Origin of the sequence: Bacillus sp. SDLI1 (assembly GCF_001553895.1) — a bacterium.
Classification (GTDB): Bacteria; Bacillota; Bacilli; order Bacillales; family Bacillaceae; genus Bacillus; species Bacillus siamensis.
Genome location: NZ_CP013950.1, coordinates 834016 through 854154, shown reverse-complemented (window position 1 = coordinate 854154; position 20139 = coordinate 834016). Strand labels below are relative to the sequence as shown.

The window sequence follows — 20139 nt, the reverse complement described above, 5'->3', positions numbered from 1 at the left end:
CTGCAGTGTGAGTAAAATGCAAAGGAGGGATTCTGTGGAACAGGATACTCAGCATGTCAAACAGCTTCAATCGAAAACCGATCTTCATGCCGTTTTGACGTCTAATGGGCGTATTATGTATATTTCTGCAAACTGCAAATCGTATTTCAGTTATTCCCAGGAAGAGATGATCGGATCGTTTCTCAAAACGTTCCTGCATGAGGAAGATCAATTTTTGGTTGAAAGTTACTTCTATAATGAGCATCATTTAATGCCTTGCACCTTTCGCCTTATTAAAAAAGATCATACCATTGTTTGGCTTGAAGCAGGTGTGGAAATTGTCACACCGCAAATGGAGGGGACAGATCGGGAAATTATCCTTAAAATCAAGGTGCTTAAGGAGAAGACACCGTGCAGGTCTTATATGTATGAACAAAAGAAGCCAAAGGCAGAACAACAGTCAGCAGAAGCGGCTGGAAACGGCGAATTTGAGCGTCTTGTTGAAACGCTGCCGAATCCTCTATACGTCAGTATCAACGGCACAATCGCCTATGCCAATAACGCGATGCTTGCCATGCTGGGAGCCGAAAGCAAAGACGAGGTGATCGGCAGGCGCTCTTATGAGTTTATCGAAGAAGAGTATCATGACATTGTGAAAAACCGAATTGTGCGGATGCAAAAAGGAATGGAAGTCGGAATGATTGAACAGACGTGGAGAAGGCTTGACGGCACGCCCATTCATTTAGAAGTGAAGGCGGCGCCGACGACATATAAAAATCAGCGGGCGGAATTACTGCTTCTGATTGATATTTCTTCACGGAAAAAATTCCAGACGATTCTTCAAAAAAGCAGAGAGCGCTATCAGCTCCTCATTCAGAATTCAATTGATACGATCGCCGTGATTCACAATGACAAATGGGTATTCATGAATGAGTCGGGTATTTCGCTGTTTGAAGCCGAAACCTATGAAGATTTAATCGGAAAAAACGTCTATGATCAGCTTCATCCCTGTGATCATGACGACGTGAGACAGCGGATTCAACATATTATCGACCGAAAGACCGAGTCCGAAATCATTAAACAATCGTGGTTTACTTTTAAAAACCGGCTGATCTACACGGAAATGGTCTGCATTCCGACGACGTTTTTCGGAGAAACGGCCGTGCAGGTCATTCTGCGTGACATTTCTGAGCGGAAGCAGACGGAGGAATTAATGCTGAAGTCGGAAAAGCTGTCTATCGCAGGGCAGCTGGCGGCGGGAATCGCTCACGAAATCCGCAACCCCCTGACGGCGATCAAAGGATTTTTACAGCTCATGAAGCCGACGATGGAAGAAAACGAACATTATTTTGAAATTGTGTTTTCTGAACTGAGCAGAATCGAATTGATTTTAAGTGAACTTTTAATGCTTGCCAAACCTCAGCATAACGCAGTGAAAGAGCGTGTAAACTTAAAGAAAATTATAAGTGAAGTAACCGCTCTTTTAGAGACGCAGGCAAATCTTAAAGGGATTTTCATCAAAACGGATTACGAACGGGACAGCATGTTTATTAACGGTGATCAAAATCAGCTGAAGCAGGTGTTTATCAATCTGATAAAAAATGCCGTTGAGTCGATGCCTGATGGAGGAACGGTCCACATTCTCATGACAGAAGATGAATATTCCGTTAAGGTGACGATCAAAGACGAGGGTGACGGGATACCAGAAAACGTGCTGAAACGAATAGGCGAACCGTTTCTGACAACGAAAGAAAAAGGAACCGGCCTGGGGCTGATGGTCACATTCAACCTTATTAAAAACCATCAGGGAGCGATCCAAGTAGACAGCAAACCGGATAAAGGCACAGCTTTTCACATTACATTCCCGAAACAATAAAAAACAACGGCGTAACGCCGTTGTTTAAATAGTCTGCATGGATTCTCTCGTTTTTAAAATAAACGCTTCCAGCCGGTCCAAACCTTCTCTCAATGTATCCAGTGAATATGCGAATGACAGCCTCACATACCCTTCACCCAACTTTGAAAATGAGCTGCCGGGCACCAGAGCCACACCTGCATCCTCTAAAAGAGCCATACTAAAATCAAACGATGACATTCCGAATGACTTAATGGAAGGGAAGATATAAAATGCGCCTGACGGCTTTACGACGTCAAGCCCCATTGACACAAGACGGTCATATACATAATCAAGCCGCTTTTTATACTGTTCTCTCATAATAAGCGCATCATCAACGCCGTTTGTCACCGCTTCAAGCGCCGCTTTCTGGGAGATCGAGGAGGCGCATGTCACACTGTATTGGTGAACTTTTAAGATGTGCTTGGCAATGTCTTTCGGTGCGAAAATGAAACCGATTCTCCAGCCCGTCATGCTGTGTGATTTTGACAGGCCGTTGATCACGATCGTCTGGTCTCTCAAATAAGACGCAATCGAATAATGCGGCCTGTCATAGGTTAATTCGCTGTAAATCTCATCCGACAGTACAAAAACATTTCTGCCTTTCAGTACGGCTGCGATGTTTTTCAGCTCTTCTTCTGACAATGTCACTCCGGTCGGATTTGACGGATAAGGAAGAATAACGCATCTTGTTTTAGGCGTCAGCGATTCTTCAATGAGCCGCGCCGTCAGCTTAAATCCGTGTGTCGTCGTGTCCACATGAACGGGAACGGCGCCGGACATGCGGATAATCGGTTCATAGCCGGGATAAATCGGTCCGGGCAGAATGACTTCATCGCCGGGAGATAAAATCGTCCGCAAAGACGCGTCAATCGCTTGGCTCGCCCCGGTTGTGACGATGATTTCCGTTTCGGCCTCATAATTCAGATCCGCTTTTTTCTTCATATAAAGCTGTACGGCCTGTCTCAGCTCAAGACCGCCCGCATTCGGAGTATACGCCGTAGCGTTCTCGTCGATTGCTTTTTTGGCCGCCGCTTTGACATGGTGCGGCGTGAAGAAATCCGGCTGGCCGATCGTAAGCGAAATGACATTATCGTGCTGAGCTACAAGATTTGAGAATTTGCGAATTCCTGAAATTTCAATTTCTTTTACATTCGGATTAAGCAAATGTTCCATAATTCATCACCTTATACTATATATTGAGTTTATCCTATTTTACCACTAGCTGAGCATTTGTCATCTATTTAAGTGAACTATCCCGAGTATATGTCCGATATGTGAAAACATACCTTCTTTCAGAAAAAAATAAGACAACCAGCTGAAATGATTGTCTTCATTGTATCATGATCTATCTATTGTGATATGTGGCGAATGTCATTAATACCCGTATTCAAAGCTGATGTTTTCCCGCCATACGATATACGGAGCGGGCTTATCGGGACACTCATTCGCTTCTTTTTTCATTTGCAGGTAAGCCGTTTTACTGATATCTTCTAGCACCGTCATTTGATCTTGGTCGAATATAACTACTGTACCCATTTATTACACCCTTCTTCCTGAAAAATCCTTGACTATTTTACCACTCGATGTCAAAAAGTCAATGGGATATCAGAAAAAAGAATCTTTTTATAAAGAGTTAATAGCCAGTTGGCCTGAATACATTCACTTTTTCCGTTTACAGCCGATATAAACAGTACAATACTGAATGCGGATAGCGAGGGATTGAATTGTCTTTACAACAATACGATATTTTATTGGATTCAGGCACAAATGAATTAGAAATCGTCAAATTTGAAGTAGGCGTCAATACATTTGGCATAAATGTGATGAAAGTCCGGGAAATCATTCAGCCGGTAGATGTCACATCTGTGCCCCAGTCTCACAAAGACGTAGAAGGGATGATTAAGCTGAGAGGCGAAATTCTTCCCGTCATCAGCCTGTATACCTTTTTCGGCGTTGATGCCGAAGGGGCAAAAGACGATAAATATATCGTGACGGAATTCAACAAGCGGAAAATCGTCTTTCACGTCGGTTCCGTATCACAGATCCACAGGGTGTCCTGGGAGGCGATTGAAAAGCCGACTTCGCTGAATCAGGGCATGGAGCGGCACTTAACGGGTATCATTAAACTGGAAGACACGATGATCTTTTTACCTGATTATGAGAAGATCATTTACGACATTGAATCGGCATCCGGAGTTGAGACTTACCATGTCCATCAGGAAGGATTTGATGAAAGACGGGCGGGTAAAAAACTGATTATCGTAGAAGATTCTCCGCTTCTGATGCGCCTTTTGACGGATGAACTGACTGAAGCGGGGTACAGTGAAATCGTTACGTTTGAAAATGGAAAAGAAGCGTATGAATATGTCGTGGAATTAACGGATAAAGGAGCAAATCTGTCAGACCATATTGACATGATCATCAGCGACATTGAGATGCCGAAAATGGACGGGCACCGTTTGACGAAGCTCCTTAAGGATAACCCGCAAAGCTCTGACGTGCCGATTATGATCTTTTCGTCCCTGATTACGGATGATCTGCGCCACCGGGGCGAAGTCGTCGGAGCGGATGAACAGATCAGCAAGCCTGAAATCAGCGAGTTAATTAAAAAAGTGGATACGTACGTGATTGAATAGAAAAAAAGCCGATGCGTCATGCATCGGCTTTTTTGCAGTGGAATTAAAAATAACTCTCACCAAGTTTTTTAAACACGGGTTTATGATAAGCGGGCTGCTGCCTGTTGGCGGCTAGCGGTTTTTCCTTTAAGCCCACATATTTTTGCAATAAGTTTTTCGCTTTTGTCAAAGACATTTGTGCTTTAGGATTGCGGTACGATTGATTTAATGTACCTAAATGCGGAAGATGCTGGAAGTCTTCTTTTGTTGGAGGCATGTGAAAATAGTAGTCTCCGATAGAGATAAGTACGTCTGACTGCTGTTGGCTAAACCTGGGATTATTTGAAAAGTGAAGCCCTATTTTTTTCCCTTTGCCTTCTTTCACAAGCTTTTGTAATGCCCGTTTTTTCAGCAGATAAAGGTATTTAGGGTTGGGGGCGGTTTTGGCATGGCGGTTCACAGTATAAACAGCTTTTGAAAGATTCTCGATGGTTGGCTGCAGCTCTTTCGAATAAGCGTGGTCGTCCATTATTTCTCTCCTTTGCATTGATCAAGTTCATATATAGATTATACTTTTTTAGCGTTGAAATGCAAATATTGAATATAAAAATACGCCTTTTTCTGATGAAAAGGGCGCATTTTTTTCCTTTATTAGACAGGATTTGCATGTTTTTCAGAATCAGCTTTTAATGATTGCTGCACATCGATTTCCGCCGCCTCGGCGCTGTACTTCGGAAGGGCGATAAAATAGAACACAAATACCGCCAAAATCACGATTCCCATGCCGTAATAAAGGTAATCAATATTGGAAACGAATTTCGGGAATAACAGGGCGACAAGTCCGAGTGTAATCGATTGGGCAAACATCATAAAGGGATCCTGCCAGCCGCTGACCCGGCCCATTATTTTCGGATGAACGATTTTCGGCATCCAGCCGCCGATGGCGATATTGACAGGGCCGATGCACATGCCGAGGACAAAAGCCGCCGCATAATAAATCCACAGCTGATCCGTATAGCCGAGGACAAAAATGAGCAGTCCGGCAGCCAAAATCGGAAGCGACATCAAATGATGCGGTTTGACTTTTTTTGCGATCATCGTTCCGATCACACTTCCGGCAAGCAAACCGAAGCCGAGTGCGACGGTGAAGATGGAAGTGTGTGATTCGTAATGATCGGGCGCTAGTCCGTATTTCATCGTAAACATCGGAAGTACGGCAAAGCCGCCGTTGACAAATCCAAAAATAAAAAAGCCGAAAATAAGAGAAGCAAGCAATTTGTTTTTAATAATATATACGATCCCTTCTTTAAAATCAGCGACCGAGTCTTTCAGAAACGAATCTCCCCATTTAAAAGGGCCGTTCGGCTGACGGGCTTCTATCGGAATGCGGCAGGCGCGGATCAGAAAGCCTGACACAATAAAGCTGACAAAATCAAGGATGATGGCTCCGTGAACACCGATCGTTTTATACATAAACGCACCCATACCGACGCCGAATACCATAAAGATGCTGAACAGGATCTGGTTAAGCCCCGCTGCTTTCGCATAATGCTCCTTAGGCAGAATAGCTTGTACAAGGCTGGCTTCTGCCGGGAAAAAGAACTTGGTCACGGCGCTTCTGATGAACAAAATGCAGAACACGAGAGGAATATTCCCGCTGTATAATGCCGCAAACAATACGATCGTCAGTCCCGCCCTGATCCAGTCACAATTTTCTGCGACCTTTTTCCTGTCGAGCCGGTCAGCTGCGACACCGACAATCAGAAATACGAAAACTGTCGGCAGCGAATACATGAGCTCTGCCAAAGTCGTGTATGCCGGCTGGTTGGCAAAGCGATCCAGCAAGTAAAAAGCGAAAGCCATATTACCTACAGTCGTTCCCATTTGAGAAGCGAGTGCTGCGAAAAATAAACGGACAAAATTGCGATTTTTAAATATATCCATAAACACGCTCCTTACCCTAAAGGTCCCACTGTAATATATTATCATCAGCTCGTTCCATAAACAAATGAGATCTTTCTATCTTATAATCGTCACCCTTGTTCCATTAGGGACGGTAGCGGCAAGTTCAGTGACGTCCTGATTATACATGCGGATGCATCCTTTTGATACCGCTTTGCCGATGGAGGAAGGATTATTTGTCCCGTGAATGCCGTAATGGAGCTTAGAGAGGCTGAGCCAATAAGCGCCGAACGGACCGCCGGGCTTAGGCTGGCGATTCACGATGTAAAATTCTCCGGTCGGCGTGGTCGTCAATATTTTTCCGACTGCGATCGGATACGTACGGATGAGCCTGCCAAGGCGGTATAACTCCAGTTTCTTCGCTCCGATATACACGACAATGGAATAGGGAATAGTGGATGGGTCGGGAAGATTCGGTATGATAATATGCTGTCCCGCATAAATGACCGATTGGATTGAGGGATTTGCCTGAAGGAGAGCGGCCGTGCTTATTCTGAAGTCTTGCGCAATGCTTGAGATGGTTTCTCCTTGTTTCACTTGATAGGTCAGCAGTTTCATCACCCTCCTTTTTGTTCTTTTCCATATACATATTAAGGAGGGGCTGTTTGCGCATCGGGATAAAAGTCTTATTTTTGTGCGGTTTTCAATGTGAACAGCGTGATTTCCGGTCTTGCTAAAAATCGATACGGCAGCCTTGTCGTACCGAGCCCGCGATTGACATAAACGGTTGTGTCATGCAGCGAATACATGCCGTCGGTATACGTTTTTCCGTAAGGGGGCGTAATGAGAGGCCCGAAAAACGGAAGCTGCACCTGACCGCCGTGAGTATGTCCCGACAGCTGCAGGTTTACGGGATGTCCGCCGATCTTGAGTGCGGCATCCGGCTCGTGAACGAGTAAAATGGAAAACGCATCTTCGGAAAGACGGGATAGAGTGCCTTCATAATCTGGCTTTCCGAGCATTAAATCATCCAAAGACGCAAGTTCAATCCGGCTTCCATCTGCCAGCTGCACCTGACGAAAGCCGTTTCGAAGCACTTGAAAATCAGCTGCTTCCATCAGGGTCTTGTACGTGTTCGTGCCATAGCCTCCGTGGTCATGGTTTCCGTATACACAAAGCTTGCCGAAAGGAGCTTCAAGCCTTTGCAGCACGGCGAGCGCATGCTGATGATCATGATATAAATGCGGCTTATCAATTAAATCTCCCGTAAAGATAAGCAGATCGGGCTTCAGCTGATTGATCTTTTCCGCTGTTTTATTCAAGTCTTCGGCTGTAAACACGTCACTGAGATGCGTATCGCTGAATTGAACGATTTTAAAATTGTCAAATCCGCGTGGAATCAGGCGGCTGGTGATTGTATGCCGAGTGATTTCAATCATGCGCGGTTCAATATACCGGGCATAGCCGTAGCCTCCGCAAGCCGTCGCAAGAACCGTGCCAAAAATGCCGAATCCTCTTTTTAAAAATGTTCTTCTCGTCATTTTCTCCATATGTAAAACCAACCTTTGTCAGAGTTTTTCTATTATATCATCAGCTTGGCCGGAAAATCCCTTCTCAGCATGTAATGACGGGCAGAGCCATCTGTGATAGAATTATGAATGATTATTCATTCAATAAAAGGGGTGGGGTTGTTATGGATAAGAAAGCGGTAATCATTACAGGCGGTTCAAGCGGCATGGGAAAAGCCATGGCGAAAAAACAGGCTGAACTGGGATGGCACGTCATGGTGACGGGGAGGAACCAGGAAGCACTTGAGGAAACAAGAAAAGAAATTGAGACCTTTGAGGGACAGGTCGCCTGTTTTCAAATGGATGTCCGTTCAGAATCCGCCGCTTCAGACATGATGACAGAAGCGGTAAAAGTCTTTGGCCGGCTTGATGCGCTGATTAACAATGCGGCCGGTAATTTTATTTGCCCGGCAGAAAAGCTGACGCCCAACGGATGGAAAGCGGTTATTGAGATTGTTTTAAACGGCACTTTTTTTTGCAGCCAAGCTGCGGCAAGACATTGGATCGAGCAAAAGCAGAAGGGTGTCATATTGAATATGGCCGCCACATACGCATGGGGAGCGGGAGCAGGGGTCGTTCATTCCGCTGCAGCCAAAGCGGGGGTATTGTCACTGACAAGAACGCTGGCCGTTGAATGGGGGAGCAAATACGGCATCCGCACAAACGCGATAGCCCCAGGCCCGATTGAACGAACAGGCGGTGCGGAAAAGCTGTTTGAATCGGAAAAAGCAATGTCCCGCACTATGAACAGTGTCCCGCTTGGCCGGCTGGGCACACCGGAAGAAATCGCCGCGTTGGCAGCGTTTTTGCTTTCTGATGAAGCGTCCTACATAAACGGGGATTGTATCACAATGGACGGCGGGCAGTGGCTGAATCCTTATCCGTTTTAATTTTTCGTATATTGACTATTTTGCAAAACAAGCGAACGCCAAAGCCGGCCGTTCGCTTGTTTTATTTTCTATTCAAAATTATGATATAATTTTGAAAGATTAAGGGGCGATTAATTGAAGAAATTATTAAAATGGTTCGTTGTACTATTTTTAAGCAGTTTAGTTATCATCTTTAATATTTGGTACTTTATGATTTGTGCTTTTACTCCACAGTATTATCAAAATACCAATCTTACATCTGATGAAATAATCAGATTTGAAAAGCTATATCACATCGATTTTCCTGATGAAACGAAATTTATTAAAGCCAGGGAGTATTTGAGTGGGCTCGGAGGCGATACATCGGCTGTAGTATATGTGTCTCTGCCAACTAAGCTGGCGGAAACAATTTTATCTGATTATACGTATATGCCAATAAATTTGGCACTTTAGATAAAAAAGGAACTTTCTTTCAGTTGGAACATGAGGATGATTGGATATATAACAGAACTGATTGGAGCCATTATTTTTGGACAGCTGCCGGTTATAATGCTCTTATATTTATCCTTTTATTTGTGATTGTGAAACAAATGAATAACGTCCTTAATGAATCGGTCTAAAGAGTGATCTTAAAAATGTTCCCCCTTTTATTTTAAGCTGCTGCCATACTCCCTCCTTTTCCCCTAATCTAAACATTTGTGGTGCTGATATAATTGTGTATAATCAGACAAAGATAGAGAAGCAGGTGATAACATGTTGGACCCACTTGATATACTGACGAATATTGATGATGTCATTCCGTATTACCAAGCGATTTTTAACGCTGAGGAACAAAGAGTCGCAGGCTACGAAGTGCTTGGCCGGATTTTGGCAGATACGGAGATTGAGAGCCTAGGGCCGTTTTTCTTAGATTCCGGCATTCCGGAAGAATATAAGCTTGAGGTCGATGACAGAGTCATCAGGCAGGCGCTGGAGAGGTTTAAAGAAGCTGATCGTGATCTGTTGATTTTTATCAATCAGGATGCGAATGTATTGATGCTTGACCACGGCGAAAGCTTTCTTGAGCTTTTGAAAGAATACGAAGAGCAGGGCATTGAATTGAACCGTATTGTGCTTGAGATCACCGAGCACAATTTCGAAGGCGACATTGAACAGCTGTACCATATGCTTGCCTACTATCGTACATACGGCATTAAAATCGCAGTGGACAATATAGGTAAGGAGAGCAGCAACCTGGACAGAATCGCGCTCCTTTCACCGGACCTTCTGAAAATAGATTTGCAGGCGCTGAAGGTATCTCAGCCGTCACCATCATATGAGCATGTGCTGTACAGCATTTCATTGTTGGCGAGAAAAATCGGCGCCGCGCTGCTGTATGAAGATATAGAAGCTGATTTCCAGCTCCAGTACGCATGGAGAAACGGAGGCCGATTTTTTCAAGGCTATTATCTGCAGGCGCCGAGCGGCGATTTTATAGACCGGAGCCTGTTAAAAGCACGCTTGAAAACGGAGTTTCAGCAATTTATCACGAGAGAAAAAAAGAAGCTGGAGACAGTATACGAACACTCTGAGAATTTTTATAAGCGGGTCAATCAGGCAGTGTCCGAGCTGAAGAAAACCCATCAGGCGGATGATGAGTTTATTAAGAAACTGGCGGAAAACCTGACGGACTGCTGTTTCAGAATTTATATGTGTGATGAAGAAGGCTATCAGCTGACGGGAAATGTGTTCAAGCAATCAGGCGAATGGCTTTATCAGCCTGAATATAGGGAGAAAAACTGGAGCTGGCGTCCGTACTTTCTAGAAAACATCATGAAAATGCGTAATTCAAGAAAAGGCTTTTTCAGTGACCTGTACAGTGATATTGAAACGGGTGAGATGATCAGAACCTTTTCATACCCGATGGATGACAATATGTATTTATTTATCGATCTGCCTTACTCTTATTTATATGAACAGGACGGATTACTATAAAGCTGCTGCTGTAGGCCGCTTTTTTTATAAATGTGAAAAAGTTTATAAAAAACGATTGACAATGATACTGATAATCATTATCATTTAGTTATAGAGAGAAGTTACTCTCTGTTCCCCAACCCCTCTATCAGATCAAGATCCGAAAAAGCTTGGCGCTACCCCCGCCAAGTTTTTTTATGCCTTCCTGCGCATAAAAAGGCTCCTTCTCACATATATCTGACAATGGCGGCTCAAAAAGCGAAAAATCATTTATAAAAGGTGTATGACATTCCGAAAAAAGCTTCAAACTATTCGAAAACACGGTTTTCCCGTTTATTTTCTTATTGAAAATCCAGCGGGAAAATGCCATCCCGGTCTACTTTATGGTATGATGCTCTGTAGAACTTGTATTATAATAAATACTTGTTGATTTGAAGTTGTTTTTTGAAAGGAGTCTTTTTTTAGAATGTCACAATTAATGGGTATCATCACACGGCTGCAAAGTCTGCAAGAAACAGCCGAAGCGGCTAATGAGCCGATGCAGCGTTACTTCGAAGTAAATGGTGAGAAAATATGCAGTGTTAAATATTTTGAAAAGAATCAAACGTTTGAGCTGACGGTTTTCCAAAAAGGTGAAAAACCTAACACATATCCGTTTGATAACATTGACATGATTTCTATTGAAATTTTTGAGCTCCTTCAGTAATTTGGTTTGATTTTTCAGGCTGACCAAGCTTCCCGTCTTTTAGCAAGCGGAGCTTTATTAAATCATGCAAAGGAACCGTGCTCGTTCGTTTGGTTGTAGATTTTGGAAAGAGGAGTGTCCGTACATGGCTGATTCTTTTCTGTTTTATAATCTTTCTGAGGCACAGATGACCTTTCAAGACGTGATGGAGCGGCTGAAACGCTTTGTCAATAAAGACCCCCGATCAGCATACGTGCTGTCTGTGGGGACTGATTCACAAGTTTACCGCGACTTCACGAAGTTTATTACGGCTATACACTTGCACCGTACAGGCAAGGGAGCTTGGGGCTGTTTGAAAAATCACGATCTCGCCAGACCGATACATAGCCTTCGCGAAAAAATTTCGTTGGAAACCGCATTCAGCCAGGAGATGGCTGCGCATATCCTCGACGGACGTTTCATGGAAATTACCGATTTGCTCCTGCCTTTCGCTGATGAAGGAGCGGATCTTACATTTGAAGTGCACTTGGATATCGGCCAAAAAGGGCTGACAAAAGAATTGATACAAGAAATGACCGGCCGTATTACCTCGATGGGCATTGAAGCGAAAATCAAGCCCGATTCCTGCACAGCATTCAGTTATGCCAATCGTTACACAAAATAATATGTCATACAGAATCCGCAAATTGTCGAATTATGCGGTTGACGATTTTTTTCTGTTTACTTATCCTAGCGGTAGAGCTGAAAGCAAATATCAACTTGCTTTCAGAGGTATTCAGTTAAAAATAGGGGGCCTGATTACGTATGAGTCTTATCGGTGAACGATTTACGGAAGAAGAACAAAAACTTCTGCTGAATATCCTGATCAATCATGAATATGCCATTGAGCTTTTGACCAGCGAAATCAACGATATAGAAGCAGGGTCAAAAAGCGTTGATGGAACCACTTATAAAAAACTCGTAACGCTTTATGACCGTTTCCGGAATGAAAATTAATCAGCGGCCTAAAAATTGATACTCGATTGCAAAGAGTATCTTTTTTATTGACGGAAACTTTTCGACAAAAAATGATAATGTTTATATTATGGCGATATAGGGAATACATGTTTTGATGAAAAATGTAAAGGGGTCGAAGTGACATGATTAGCTTACAATCAGATCAGCTTCTTGATGCAACAGTCGGACAATTTATGATCGAGGCGGATAAAGTGGCGCACGTACAAGTCGGAAACAACCTTGAGCATGCTCTTTTAGTGCTGACGAAAACCGGCTATACCGCTATTCCAGTCCTTGACGCTTCGTACCGTCTGCATGGTTTGATCGGCACAAATATGATTATGAACAGCATTTTCGGACTTGAGCGGATTGAGTTTGAGAAGCTGGATCAAATGACGGTTGAGGAGGTCATGCTGAAAGACATTCCCCGTCTCCACATCAATGATCCGATTATCAAAGGGTTCAGCATGGTCATTAACAACGGCTTTGTCTGCGTTGAAAATGATGAAGGTGTCTTTGAAGGCATCTTTACGAGAAGAGTCGTATTAAAGCAGCTGAGCAGCCATCTCAGGTCATTGAATAAGTAGGCTCGTACGATCAGCCTATTTGTTCTTTGTATGTCAGAAAAAGAAAGCGCATACATATTTGTTGCACTTGCTTCGGCAGCCTTTATTTTATTAGAATGGTAGATAAGAAATACGAAAAGGCATTGAAAAGGAGGACGACATGCAGCTTCAAGAGCTTCATATGCTCGTAGTTTTAGCTGAGGAATTAAACATGAGGAAGGCTGCCGAACGGTTATTCGTGTCACAGCCGGCCCTGTCCCAGCGATTGCAGACCATTGAAAAAGCCTGGGGAACAAAGATCTTTCTAAGATCTCAAAAAGGACTCACGGTAACGCCGGCAGGAGAAAAAATCATACAATTTGCAAATGATGTCACGGACCGGCAAGAGAGAATAAGAGAAAATATTGATGAACTTGAAGGGGAAATTCACGGTACATTGAAGCTTGCCGTCGCCTCCATTATCGGGCAGCACTGGCTTCCGAAAGTGTTAAAAACATATGTGGAGCGTTATCCGAATGCAAAGGTTTCCCTCATTACAGGATGGAGCAGCGAAATGCTGAAAAGTCTGTATGAAGATCAGGTACATATCGGCATCATCCGGGGAAATCCGGAATGGAAAGGCCGAAAAGAATATCTAATGACCGATCATTTATATTTGGTCGATACGGAAATTTCCTGCATTGATGATATAGCCCATACCGACCGGCCGTTTATCCAGTTCAAAAGTGACAGTACATATTTTCAGGAAATTCAGCATTGGTGGCATCAAAAATTCAAAACCTCGCCGAAACAGACGATCCTCGTCGATCAGATTGAAACGTGCAAGCAGATGGCGCTGCACGGAATCGGTTATGCCATTTTGCCGTCAGTCACCTTAGCTGAGGAAGACAAAGTAAATAAAATGCCCCTGCTTGATGCAAAGGATCATCCGATCGGCCGCGACACATGGCTGCTCGGTTATGAGCCGGCATTTGAATTAAAACAGGTGCAGGCTTTCGTTTCTGTCATCAAAGATATGCTGAAGCAGGAGAACCCTTTTTAGAAAGACAGCAATGAGGCTGTCTTTTTTTATTTTTTATTGACAATGAAAATCATTATCATTTAAAGTAATGTATATGTTAATGAAAATCATTATCAATTACGAGGTGATCATATGCAGAAAGCATTAATGATATACGCAAGCATGTCGGGGAATACGGAGGATATTGCCGGCATTATAAAAGAAACACTGAGCGAGCATCAGATTGCAATTGACTGTCTTGACATGGATGAGGCAGATGCAGATTGTCTCGAAGCATATGATTATGTTTTTGTCGGCACGTACACATGGGGAGATGGTGATCTTCCTTACGAAGCGGAAGATTTTTATGAAGATATTCTGCACCGCCAGCTCAACGGACTGAAAACGGCTTGTTTCGGTTCAGGCGATCACGCCTATCCGAAGTTTTGTGAAGCGGTTACGCTGTTTTGCGATGCGTTTGAACAGGCCGGAGCCAATTTATATCCGGAAACGCTGAAAATCGAATTGGCGCCTGAGACGGCTGAGGATCAGGAATGCTGCAAAGAATTTGTCCGCGGTTTTCTTGCATGGGCTGCTCACCAAGGAGACCGGTGCCATGTTTCATAAAGGCGCGACGGCTGTCATGGCATCAGTGTCTTCAGGATTTTTTGTCGCAGTAAAAGGCGAAGGCATTTTTCATTTTTCTGCAGAAGAAGGCTGGAATAGACTGTACCGGATGAAAAGCAAGATTCATGTGCTGACTTACATCGGACCTTACATATTCGCGGCGGGGGAAAAAGGCGCCGTCCTCAGATCGGCCGATCAGGGAAAGACCTGGACGGCATCTCGATTTCCGACCAGCGCCTCCGTTTGGGCCGTTGCCGGGCGGAATGACGGTTTTGTCTGTGCGCACGGCACGCACTGCCTCTACTTATCTGATGATTTCGGCGTCACTTGGCATGTGGCTAAGCCCTTTTCACATTTAAAGGAGCCGCCTGTCATCCGCTCGCTTTGTTTGCACGGTCAGACGATTTATATCGGCACCCGGATTCATATGAATTATGGCGGCATTTGGGCGTATGATCTGACAGAAGACCGCATCCGGCGTATAAGCCGTGAAAGACAGCGCATGACGGCTTCCATGCTCATGTACAAGAAGGACTGGCTCATTGCCGCAAAGGGAGCGGCAAAGGGAGAACGGGGCGAGGTTGCCGTCCGAAACGTGCGGACGCAAGAGGCGTTTGCCATTACAGCCGCGCCCGCCGTACGGGAAAAATCATTTCTCGACGTTTCTGAGGATGACGGTATTATTTATGTCACTTCGGCACAGGACGAAAACGGATTTTCGCGCATTTACCAAGCTGATTTCGCCGCCGGAGAATTAAAATGGTTTGATACGATCCGCGGTCACGGATGGCGGGTGGCCAATCAGAAAGAAAGCTTTTTTTGCGCGGGCCTTTACGAATGTAAGTTTGTCAGACCGTATGAGGCGGCCCGGCTCGCACATTAGTTTCTATACATAAAGGAGAGACGGAGATGGGGAAAGTATTGCTTGTTTATGCGACAATGTCAGGAAACACCGAGGCAATGGCGGATTTGATTGAAAAAGGGCTGATCGAAGCACAAGCATCTGTAGACAGATATGAAGCGATGGATATCCATGCCGAACTTTTTAATGACTACGAGTATATTTTATTAGGCACATATACGTGGGGAGACGGGGATCTTCCTGATGAAATGCTCGATATCGCTGAAGATATGGAAAACCTGGAGTTTGCAGGGAAAACATTTGCTCTGTTCGGTTCCGGAGATACGTCCTATGCGTTTTTTTGCGGAGCGGTTGACGAATTGGAAAAAGTGATCACGGCCCGGGGAGGACGGGTGGTGCTGCCATCGGTCAAAATTGAAAACAACCCTGAAGACAGCGAGGAAGAAGAGCTCAGGGAATTCGGAAGACAGTTTGCCGCACTGTGCAGACAGCCGGCAGAATAAAGGCTTGTTCCTTTTTTTCTTGTTTTTGCATCCTTCCTTTGTTACAGTAATGAGGTAGAAAATCAGAGGAGGACAATACATATGAAAATGATGGATGCAAATGAAATTATTTCATTTATTCAAAATAGTACAAAATCAACGCCTGTAAAAGTGTATGTAAAAGGCAATCTTGAGGGAATCAGCTTTGGCGATTCCGCTAAAACATTCCTGAACGGCCAATCCGGCGTTGTTTTTGGCGAATGGACTGACATTAAAGCGGCAATTGAAGAAAACAAAGACAAAATTGAGGATTACGTCATTGAAAATGACCGCCGCAACTCTGCGATTCCGATGCTTGACTTGAAAGATGTAAAAGCGCGCATCGAGCCCGGCGCTATTATCCGCGACCAAGTCGAAATCGGCGATAATGCCGTTATCATGATGGGGGCGTCCATTAATATCGGTTCAGTCATCGGCGAAGGCACAATGATTGATATGAACGTTGTGCTCGGAGGACGCGCGACTGTCGGAAAAAACTGTCATATCGGAGCGGGTTCTGTATTAGCGGGCGTTATTGAGCCGCCAAGCGCTAAGCCTGTTGTCGTGGAAGATGATGTTGTCATCGGCGCAAATGCGGTTGTGCTTGAAGGCGTAACAATCGGAAAAGGCGCGGTTGTCGCTGCGGGAGCCATCGTAGTAAATGACGTTGAGCCATATACCGTTGTAGCAGGAACACCAGCGAAAAAAATCAAAGATATCGATGAAAAAACAAAAGGCAAAACAGAAATCAAACAGGAATTACGCCAGCTGTAAGGAATGGTTTGATAGAATGGGCGTGGATGATAAAATCCACGCCTTATTCTTATCTTAAGGAGGAATACATATGGAAAAAGAGCGGCTCATAGCAATCCGGAGAGATCTGCACCGCATCCCGGAAATCGGCTTTCAGGAATATAAAACACAGCAGTACCTGCTGAATATATTAAAACAATATCCGGAAGATAGAATTGAAATCGAAACGTGGAGAACCGGCATCTTTGTCAAAGTCAACGGCACGGCTCCGGAAAAAATGCTCGCCTACAGAGCGGATATAGATGCTTTATCGATTGAAGAACAGACGGGGCTTCCGTTTGCATCTGAACATCCCGGTTTTATGCACGCATGCGGCCACGATATGCACATGACCATCGCGCTCGGCATTATTGATCATTTTGTCCATCACCCGGTCAAGCATGATCTGCTCTTTTTATTCCAGCCGGCTGAAGAAGGACCGGGCGGAGCGGAACCGATGCTTGAAAGCGATGTGCTGAAAAAATGGACGCCGGATTTGATCACGGCTCTCCATATAGCACCTGAGCTGCCGGTCGGCACAATCTCCACCAAAAGCGGATTGCTGTTTGCAAATACGAGCGAGCTTGTCATCGACCTTGAGGGGAAAGGCGGACATGCGGCATATCCGCATACAGCAGATGACATGGTCGTCGCCGCAAGTACGCTTGTCACGCAGCTGCAGACGGTCATATCCAGAAATACGGACCCGCTTGACAGCGCGGTAATTACTGTCGGAACGATTACCGGAGGCACGGCGCAAAATATCATCGCAGAGCGTGCTCATCTGGAAGGAACGATCCGGACGCTTTCTGAAGAATCAATGCATATGGTGAAAAAGCGGATTGAAGAACTCGTCAAAGGAATTGAAATCGGCTTCCGCTGTAAAGGAAAGGTCACGTACCCGTCCGTTTATCATCAAGTTTATAATACAAGCGGCCTGACCGAAGAATTTATGCAATTTGTCAGTGATCATCATCTTGCAGAAGTGAAGACGGCGAAAGAAGCGATGACCGGAGAAGATTTCGGGTATATGCTGAAAAAATATCCCGGCTTCATGTTCTGGCTCGGTGCCGATTCTTCCCACGGGCTTCATCACGCAAAGCTGAATCCGGATGAAGCTGCGATGGAAACCGCAGTAAATGTCATGGTCGGATATTTTTCGGAGTATGCCAATTAAATCCGAAAAGAAGAATAATCTAACAAAAATTGAGCATTCTACGTAACGGAGGTGTTCAATATGACGAAAAAAATTGGAATTGAACAATCTTTATCGGATGTAGAACAGGCGTTAAAACAAAAGGGATATGACGTAGTGATGATGAAGACTCCTGAGGATGCGAAGGATTGTGACTGCTGTGTCGTAACCGGACTTGACAGCAATGTCCAAGGCATTGCCGATACGTCAACTCAGGCTCCCGTCATTACGGCTTCCGGAATGACAGCTGACGAAATCTGCAGCGAAGTAGAAAAAAAATTTCATTAAAAAGAAAAAACCGAAGCTTATGCTTCGGTTTTTCTATTCGGCAGAAGAGGCGTTTTTCAAACGGTCGAGCGCGATTTTCATTTCTCTCCGCAGCACGCGTTCAACCCGCCATTGCTCCATATTTTCTGTTTTGGCGATGATTCTGATGACCATTTCTGATGTGCTTAAATCCTGAACCCCGATAACGTCCGGTCCTTCCTTAATCTGCGGAAGCTCAAGGGCTGCTTTGTCACAGGCGTTTTGCAGGACTTGAATGGTTTCATCAAGGTTTTTTTCAAGCGGCACCTTAATATCGACAAGCGCCTGCATCGTTCCGCGGGAATGGTTGCTCACATTCGTGATCCCCCGGTTGGGAAGATAGTGAAGCGTGCCGTCAAAGCTCCGGATTTGCGTCGTACGCAGCCCGACCTGCTCGACAATGCCGCTGTAGCCGGCAACCGTAATATAATCACCGACATCGATCTGTTTTTCCAAAAGGATAAAAAATCCGGTGACAATGTCACTGACAAGCCCCTGAGCGCCAAAGCCGACTGCAAGACCGACCACGCCGGCGCCTGCTATGAGAGCGCTCGGATTGTAGTGAAATAAATCCAATATCATGACGATGAAAACGAAAATCAGTATGTATCCGTACAAATTCAGCGCGAGACTCCGCAAAGTATAAGCGCGGCCCGTGGAGAGGTTGTTTTGCTGCTCGAATTTCTGAAACAGATGTTTAATCAGCTTTTTGCCTGCCGTTCTGAAAATAAAATACGCTAAAATAATAAGTGCCAGCTTGACGATGATAATCCCCGCAGAAGTGATGAGCCCGGCCCAATCAAAGTGTTTTAAATCAATCATAGTGATGTCTTCCTTTCAAGTCTATTGCAGAAAAAGCTAAAAGTTATTTACCCGTTTTTCAATAGAATAAACCTTTTAATAGAAATCAGTTATTTACCGTTATGATTTTTTCTATTGAACGGTTTCAATCTCATTATTTTCGTGAAGATATTAACTAAAGATTCTCCGCTCTCATTTTAACATGGCAGTTCAGCCAAATCATTTACTTTAGAGGGGAAAACAGCCTGATGTTGCCCGATCGAAATGAGAGTGCGGACGAAAGCTCACAAATCTTTTTCATAAGGAGGGACATCAGATGAAATTACATCAGCAAATGCCTGAATTGACAGGCGCCAAAGCCTGGATTAACGGAGTAGTCACGAAGGAACAGCTGATCGGTGACAAGCCGGTATTGATTCACTTCTGGTCCGTCAGCTGCGGCATGTGTAAAGAAGCGATGCCTGAGGTGAACGGGCTTCGTAATAAATATAAAGATCAGCTGAATGTGGCAGCCGTTCATATGCCCCGTTCCGAAGATGATCTTGACCTTGAGAAAATCAAGGAAACAGCGGCTGAACACGATATCTCTCAGCCGATTTACGTGGACAGCAACCATACGCTGACTGAAGCATTTGAGAATCAATATGTGCCGGCTTATTACGTTTTTGATAAAACCGGACAGCTCCGTCATTTTCAAGCGGGAGGAGACGGGATGACAATGCTTGAAAAACGCGTCAGCCGCGTACTTTCAGAAATGGAGCATGCTTCTGAATAATTGGGACAATCTCCATCGGACTATTGTCTCGGTTCTGCAAACCCTTTGCCGTTAGGTAATAGGGTTTTTTTGTGCTTATTGGATAAAAAATTCCAAAATGACGTGCATGATTGTTGAGCCGGAGTGAAAACGAAAATGAAGAAAAACAGGAGAAAACACGCTGTATCGCATGTTTTCTCCGTATCTTTAGCTTTTACATATTATAGTCGAAAATTGTAGATATTACGCTA

At 44.4% G+C, this 20139-nt stretch carries 22 protein-coding genes and 2 pseudogenes; 17 read left to right on the top strand and 7 right to left on the bottom strand.

The genetic code is table 11. The annotated features are described in order from the left end of the window. Nucleotides 1-34: 34 nt before the first annotated feature. Nucleotides 35-1855 carry a PAS domain-containing protein gene (locus tag AUL54_RS03660; protein ID WP_060962925.1) on the top strand — a complete coding sequence of 607 codons (1821 nt, stop codon included), beginning with the start codon at nt 35-37 and terminating at the stop codon, nt 1853-1855. Here AUL54_RS03660 and AUL54_RS03655 read toward each other — a convergent pair. Together AUL54_RS03655 and AUL54_RS21445 are read right to left on the bottom strand one after the other, a co-directional pair. Then, nucleotides 1836-3049, bottom strand: a pseudogene (locus AUL54_RS03655) (aminotransferase A). The gene AUL54_RS03660 and the pseudogene AUL54_RS03655 sit on opposite strands and share 20 nt — an antisense overlap. A 201-nt stretch (nt 3050-3250) precedes the next feature. Beyond that, a complete protein-coding gene (locus tag AUL54_RS21445) occupies nt 3251-3412 on the bottom strand; it encodes a hypothetical protein (protein WP_167388676.1) in 162 nt (53 codons plus the stop codon). Nucleotides 3413-3600: 188 nt separating this feature from the next. On the opposite strand from AUL54_RS21445, the gene cheV reads away from it, so the two are divergent. Beyond that, nucleotides 3601-4512, top strand: a complete 912-nt coding sequence (gene cheV / locus AUL54_RS03650; RefSeq protein WP_060962923.1) for a chemotaxis protein CheV — start codon at nt 3601-3603, stop codon at nt 4510-4512. A 43-nt stretch (nt 4513-4555) separates the two neighbouring features. On the opposite strand, the gene AUL54_RS03645 is transcribed toward cheV, so the two are convergent. The 4 genes from AUL54_RS03645 to AUL54_RS03630 form a co-directional block, all read right to left on the bottom strand. Next, nucleotides 4556-5020 (bottom strand): YkyB family protein, encoded by a 465-nt coding sequence (locus AUL54_RS03645; RefSeq protein WP_013352067.1) that lies wholly within the window; start codon nt 5018-5020, stop codon nt 4556-4558. A 122-nt stretch (nt 5021-5142) separates the two neighbouring features. Then, entirely contained in the window at nt 5143-6435 is a 1293-nt protein-coding gene (locus AUL54_RS03640) for an MFS transporter (protein WP_060962922.1), read from the bottom strand. Nucleotides 6436-6510: 75 nt separating this feature from the next. Continuing rightward, on the bottom strand, nt 6511-7005 hold the full coding sequence (locus tag AUL54_RS03635; protein ID WP_095240832.1) for a L,D-transpeptidase family protein: 495 nt from the start codon (nt 7003-7005) through the stop codon (nt 6511-6513). Nucleotides 7006-7079: 74 nt separating this feature from the next. After that, nucleotides 7080-7943, bottom strand: coding sequence for a metallophosphoesterase (locus AUL54_RS03630; RefSeq protein WP_060962921.1), 864 nt, complete (start codon nt 7941-7943; stop codon nt 7080-7082). Nucleotides 7944-8086: 143 nt separating this feature from the next. Here AUL54_RS03630 and fadH point away from each other — a divergent pair, with 143 nt between their 5' ends. From fadH to AUL54_RS03555, 14 genes and pseudogenes are all read left to right on the top strand, one after another. Next, nucleotides 8087-8851: a 2,4-dienoyl-CoA reductase gene (gene fadH / locus AUL54_RS03625; protein ID WP_060962920.1), complete on the top strand. Its 765-nt coding sequence runs from the start codon at nt 8087-8089 to the stop codon at nt 8849-8851. A gap of 114 nt (nt 8852-8965) precedes the next feature. Next, nucleotides 8966-9450: pseudogene (locus tag AUL54_RS03620) on the top strand (hypothetical protein). Between the two features lie 133 nt (nt 9451-9583). Continuing rightward, nucleotides 9584-10804 carry an EAL domain-containing protein gene (locus tag AUL54_RS03615; protein WP_060962919.1) on the top strand — a complete coding sequence of 407 codons (1221 nt, stop codon included), beginning with the start codon at nt 9584-9586 and terminating at the stop codon, nt 10802-10804. Nucleotides 10805-11249: 445 nt separating this feature from the next. After that, the gene (locus AUL54_RS03605; protein ID WP_003154613.1) at nt 11250-11489 is read left to right on the top strand and encodes a YkuJ family protein; all 240 of its coding nucleotides are present in this window, start codon (nt 11250-11252) and stop codon (nt 11487-11489) included. A gap of 124 nt (nt 11490-11613) precedes the next feature. Next, nucleotides 11614-12132, top strand: a complete 519-nt coding sequence (locus tag AUL54_RS03600) for a ribonuclease H-like YkuK family protein (protein WP_016936302.1) — start codon at nt 11614-11616, stop codon at nt 12130-12132. Nucleotides 12133-12272: 140 nt separating this feature from the next. Next, nucleotides 12273-12464 (top strand): antirepressor AbbA, encoded by a 192-nt coding sequence (abbA, locus tag AUL54_RS03595; RefSeq protein ID WP_013352076.1) that lies wholly within the window; start codon nt 12273-12275, stop codon nt 12462-12464. 143 nt (nt 12465-12607) lie between these two features. Next, nucleotides 12608-13051 (top strand): cyclic-di-AMP-binding protein CbpB, encoded by a 444-nt coding sequence (gene cbpB / locus AUL54_RS03590; RefSeq protein ID WP_060962917.1) that lies wholly within the window; start codon nt 12608-12610, stop codon nt 13049-13051. A gap of 139 nt (nt 13052-13190) precedes the next feature. Continuing rightward, nucleotides 13191-14072, top strand: coding sequence for a transcriptional regulator CcpC (gene ccpC / locus AUL54_RS03585; protein WP_060962916.1), 882 nt, complete (start codon nt 13191-13193; stop codon nt 14070-14072). A gap of 111 nt (nt 14073-14183) precedes the next feature. Next, the gene (locus AUL54_RS03580; RefSeq protein ID WP_016936300.1) at nt 14184-14657 is read left to right on the top strand and encodes a flavodoxin; all 474 of its coding nucleotides are present in this window, start codon (nt 14184-14186) and stop codon (nt 14655-14657) included. Further along, complete coding sequence (locus AUL54_RS03575; protein ID WP_060962915.1) at nt 14647-15540, top strand: WD40/YVTN/BNR-like repeat-containing protein; 894 nt, start codon at nt 14647-14649, stop codon at nt 15538-15540. Before AUL54_RS03580 ends, AUL54_RS03575 begins: the two co-directional genes overlap by 11 nt. Nucleotides 15541-15566: 26 nt before the next feature. After that, a complete protein-coding gene (locus AUL54_RS03570; protein WP_060962914.1) occupies nt 15567-16022 on the top strand; it encodes a flavodoxin in 456 nt (151 codons plus the stop codon). An 81-nt stretch (nt 16023-16103) separates the two neighbouring features. Next, entirely contained in the window at nt 16104-16814 is a 711-nt protein-coding gene (gene dapD, locus AUL54_RS03565) for a 2,3,4,5-tetrahydropyridine-2,6-dicarboxylate N-acetyltransferase (protein ID WP_060962913.1), read from the top strand. A gap of 70 nt (nt 16815-16884) precedes the next feature. Then, the gene (locus tag AUL54_RS03560; RefSeq protein WP_060962912.1) at nt 16885-18009 is read left to right on the top strand and encodes an N-acetyldiaminopimelate deacetylase; all 1125 of its coding nucleotides are present in this window, start codon (nt 16885-16887) and stop codon (nt 18007-18009) included. A 60-nt stretch (nt 18010-18069) separates the two neighbouring features. Next, a complete protein-coding gene (locus AUL54_RS03555) occupies nt 18070-18315 on the top strand; it encodes a YkuS family protein (protein WP_013352084.1) in 246 nt (81 codons plus the stop codon). 33 nt (nt 18316-18348) lie between these two features. On the opposite strand, the gene AUL54_RS03550 is transcribed toward AUL54_RS03555, so the two are convergent. After that, nucleotides 18349-19155: a mechanosensitive ion channel family protein gene (locus AUL54_RS03550; protein ID WP_060962911.1), complete on the bottom strand. Its 807-nt coding sequence runs from the start codon at nt 19153-19155 to the stop codon at nt 18349-18351. Between the two features lie 295 nt (nt 19156-19450). Here AUL54_RS03550 and AUL54_RS03545 point away from each other — a divergent pair, with 295 nt between their 5' ends. Further along, nucleotides 19451-19909: a TlpA disulfide reductase family protein gene (locus AUL54_RS03545; protein WP_060962910.1), complete on the top strand. Its 459-nt coding sequence runs from the start codon at nt 19451-19453 to the stop codon at nt 19907-19909. The last annotated feature ends 230 nt before the right edge of the window (nt 19910-20139 follow it).

Excerpts from the sequence above, each read along its gene's own strand:
- abbA (WP_013352076.1), top strand. The coding sequence starts at position 12,273 with ATGAGTCTTATCGGTGAACGATTTACGGAAGAAGAACAAAAACTTCTG.
- AUL54_RS03640 (WP_060962922.1), bottom strand. The coding sequence starts at position 6,435 with ATGGATATATTTAAAAATCGCAATTTTGTCCGTTTATTTTTCGCAGCA.
- dapD (WP_060962913.1), top strand. The coding sequence starts at position 16,104 with ATGAAAATGATGGATGCAAATGAAATTATTTCATTTATTCAAAATAGT.
- AUL54_RS03570 (WP_060962914.1), top strand. The coding sequence starts at position 15,567 with ATGGGGAAAGTATTGCTTGTTTATGCGACAATGTCAGGAAACACCGAG.
- ccpC (WP_060962916.1), top strand. The coding sequence starts at position 13,191 with ATGCAGCTTCAAGAGCTTCATATGCTCGTAGTTTTAGCTGAGGAATTA.
- AUL54_RS03630 (WP_060962921.1), bottom strand. The coding sequence starts at position 7,943 with ATGGAGAAAATGACGAGAAGAACATTTTTAAAAAGAGGATTCGGCATT.
- AUL54_RS03555 (WP_013352084.1), top strand. The coding sequence starts at position 18,070 with ATGACGAAAAAAATTGGAATTGAACAATCTTTATCGGATGTAGAACAG.
- AUL54_RS21445 (WP_167388676.1), bottom strand. The coding sequence starts at position 3,412 with ATGGGTACAGTAGTTATATTCGACCAAGATCAAATGACGGTGCTAGAA.
- AUL54_RS03600 (WP_016936302.1), top strand. The coding sequence starts at position 11,614 with ATGGCTGATTCTTTTCTGTTTTATAATCTTTCTGAGGCACAGATGACC.
- fadH (WP_060962920.1), top strand. The coding sequence starts at position 8,087 with ATGGATAAGAAAGCGGTAATCATTACAGGCGGTTCAAGCGGCATGGGA.
- AUL54_RS03645 (WP_013352067.1), bottom strand. The coding sequence starts at position 5,020 with ATGGACGACCACGCTTATTCGAAAGAGCTGCAGCCAACCATCGAGAAT.
- AUL54_RS03545 (WP_060962910.1), top strand. The coding sequence starts at position 19,451 with ATGAAATTACATCAGCAAATGCCTGAATTGACAGGCGCCAAAGCCTGG.
- AUL54_RS03615 (WP_060962919.1), top strand. The coding sequence starts at position 9,584 with ATGTTGGACCCACTTGATATACTGACGAATATTGATGATGTCATTCCG.
- AUL54_RS03580 (WP_016936300.1), top strand. The coding sequence starts at position 14,184 with ATGCAGAAAGCATTAATGATATACGCAAGCATGTCGGGGAATACGGAG.
- cbpB (WP_060962917.1), top strand. The coding sequence starts at position 12,608 with ATGATTAGCTTACAATCAGATCAGCTTCTTGATGCAACAGTCGGACAA.
- AUL54_RS03605 (WP_003154613.1), top strand. The coding sequence starts at position 11,250 with ATGTCACAATTAATGGGTATCATCACACGGCTGCAAAGTCTGCAAGAA.
- AUL54_RS03550 (WP_060962911.1), bottom strand. The coding sequence starts at position 19,155 with ATGATTGATTTAAAACACTTTGATTGGGCCGGGCTCATCACTTCTGCG.
- AUL54_RS03560 (WP_060962912.1), top strand. The coding sequence starts at position 16,885 with ATGGAAAAAGAGCGGCTCATAGCAATCCGGAGAGATCTGCACCGCATC.
- AUL54_RS03575 (WP_060962915.1), top strand. The coding sequence starts at position 14,647 with ATGTTTCATAAAGGCGCGACGGCTGTCATGGCATCAGTGTCTTCAGGA.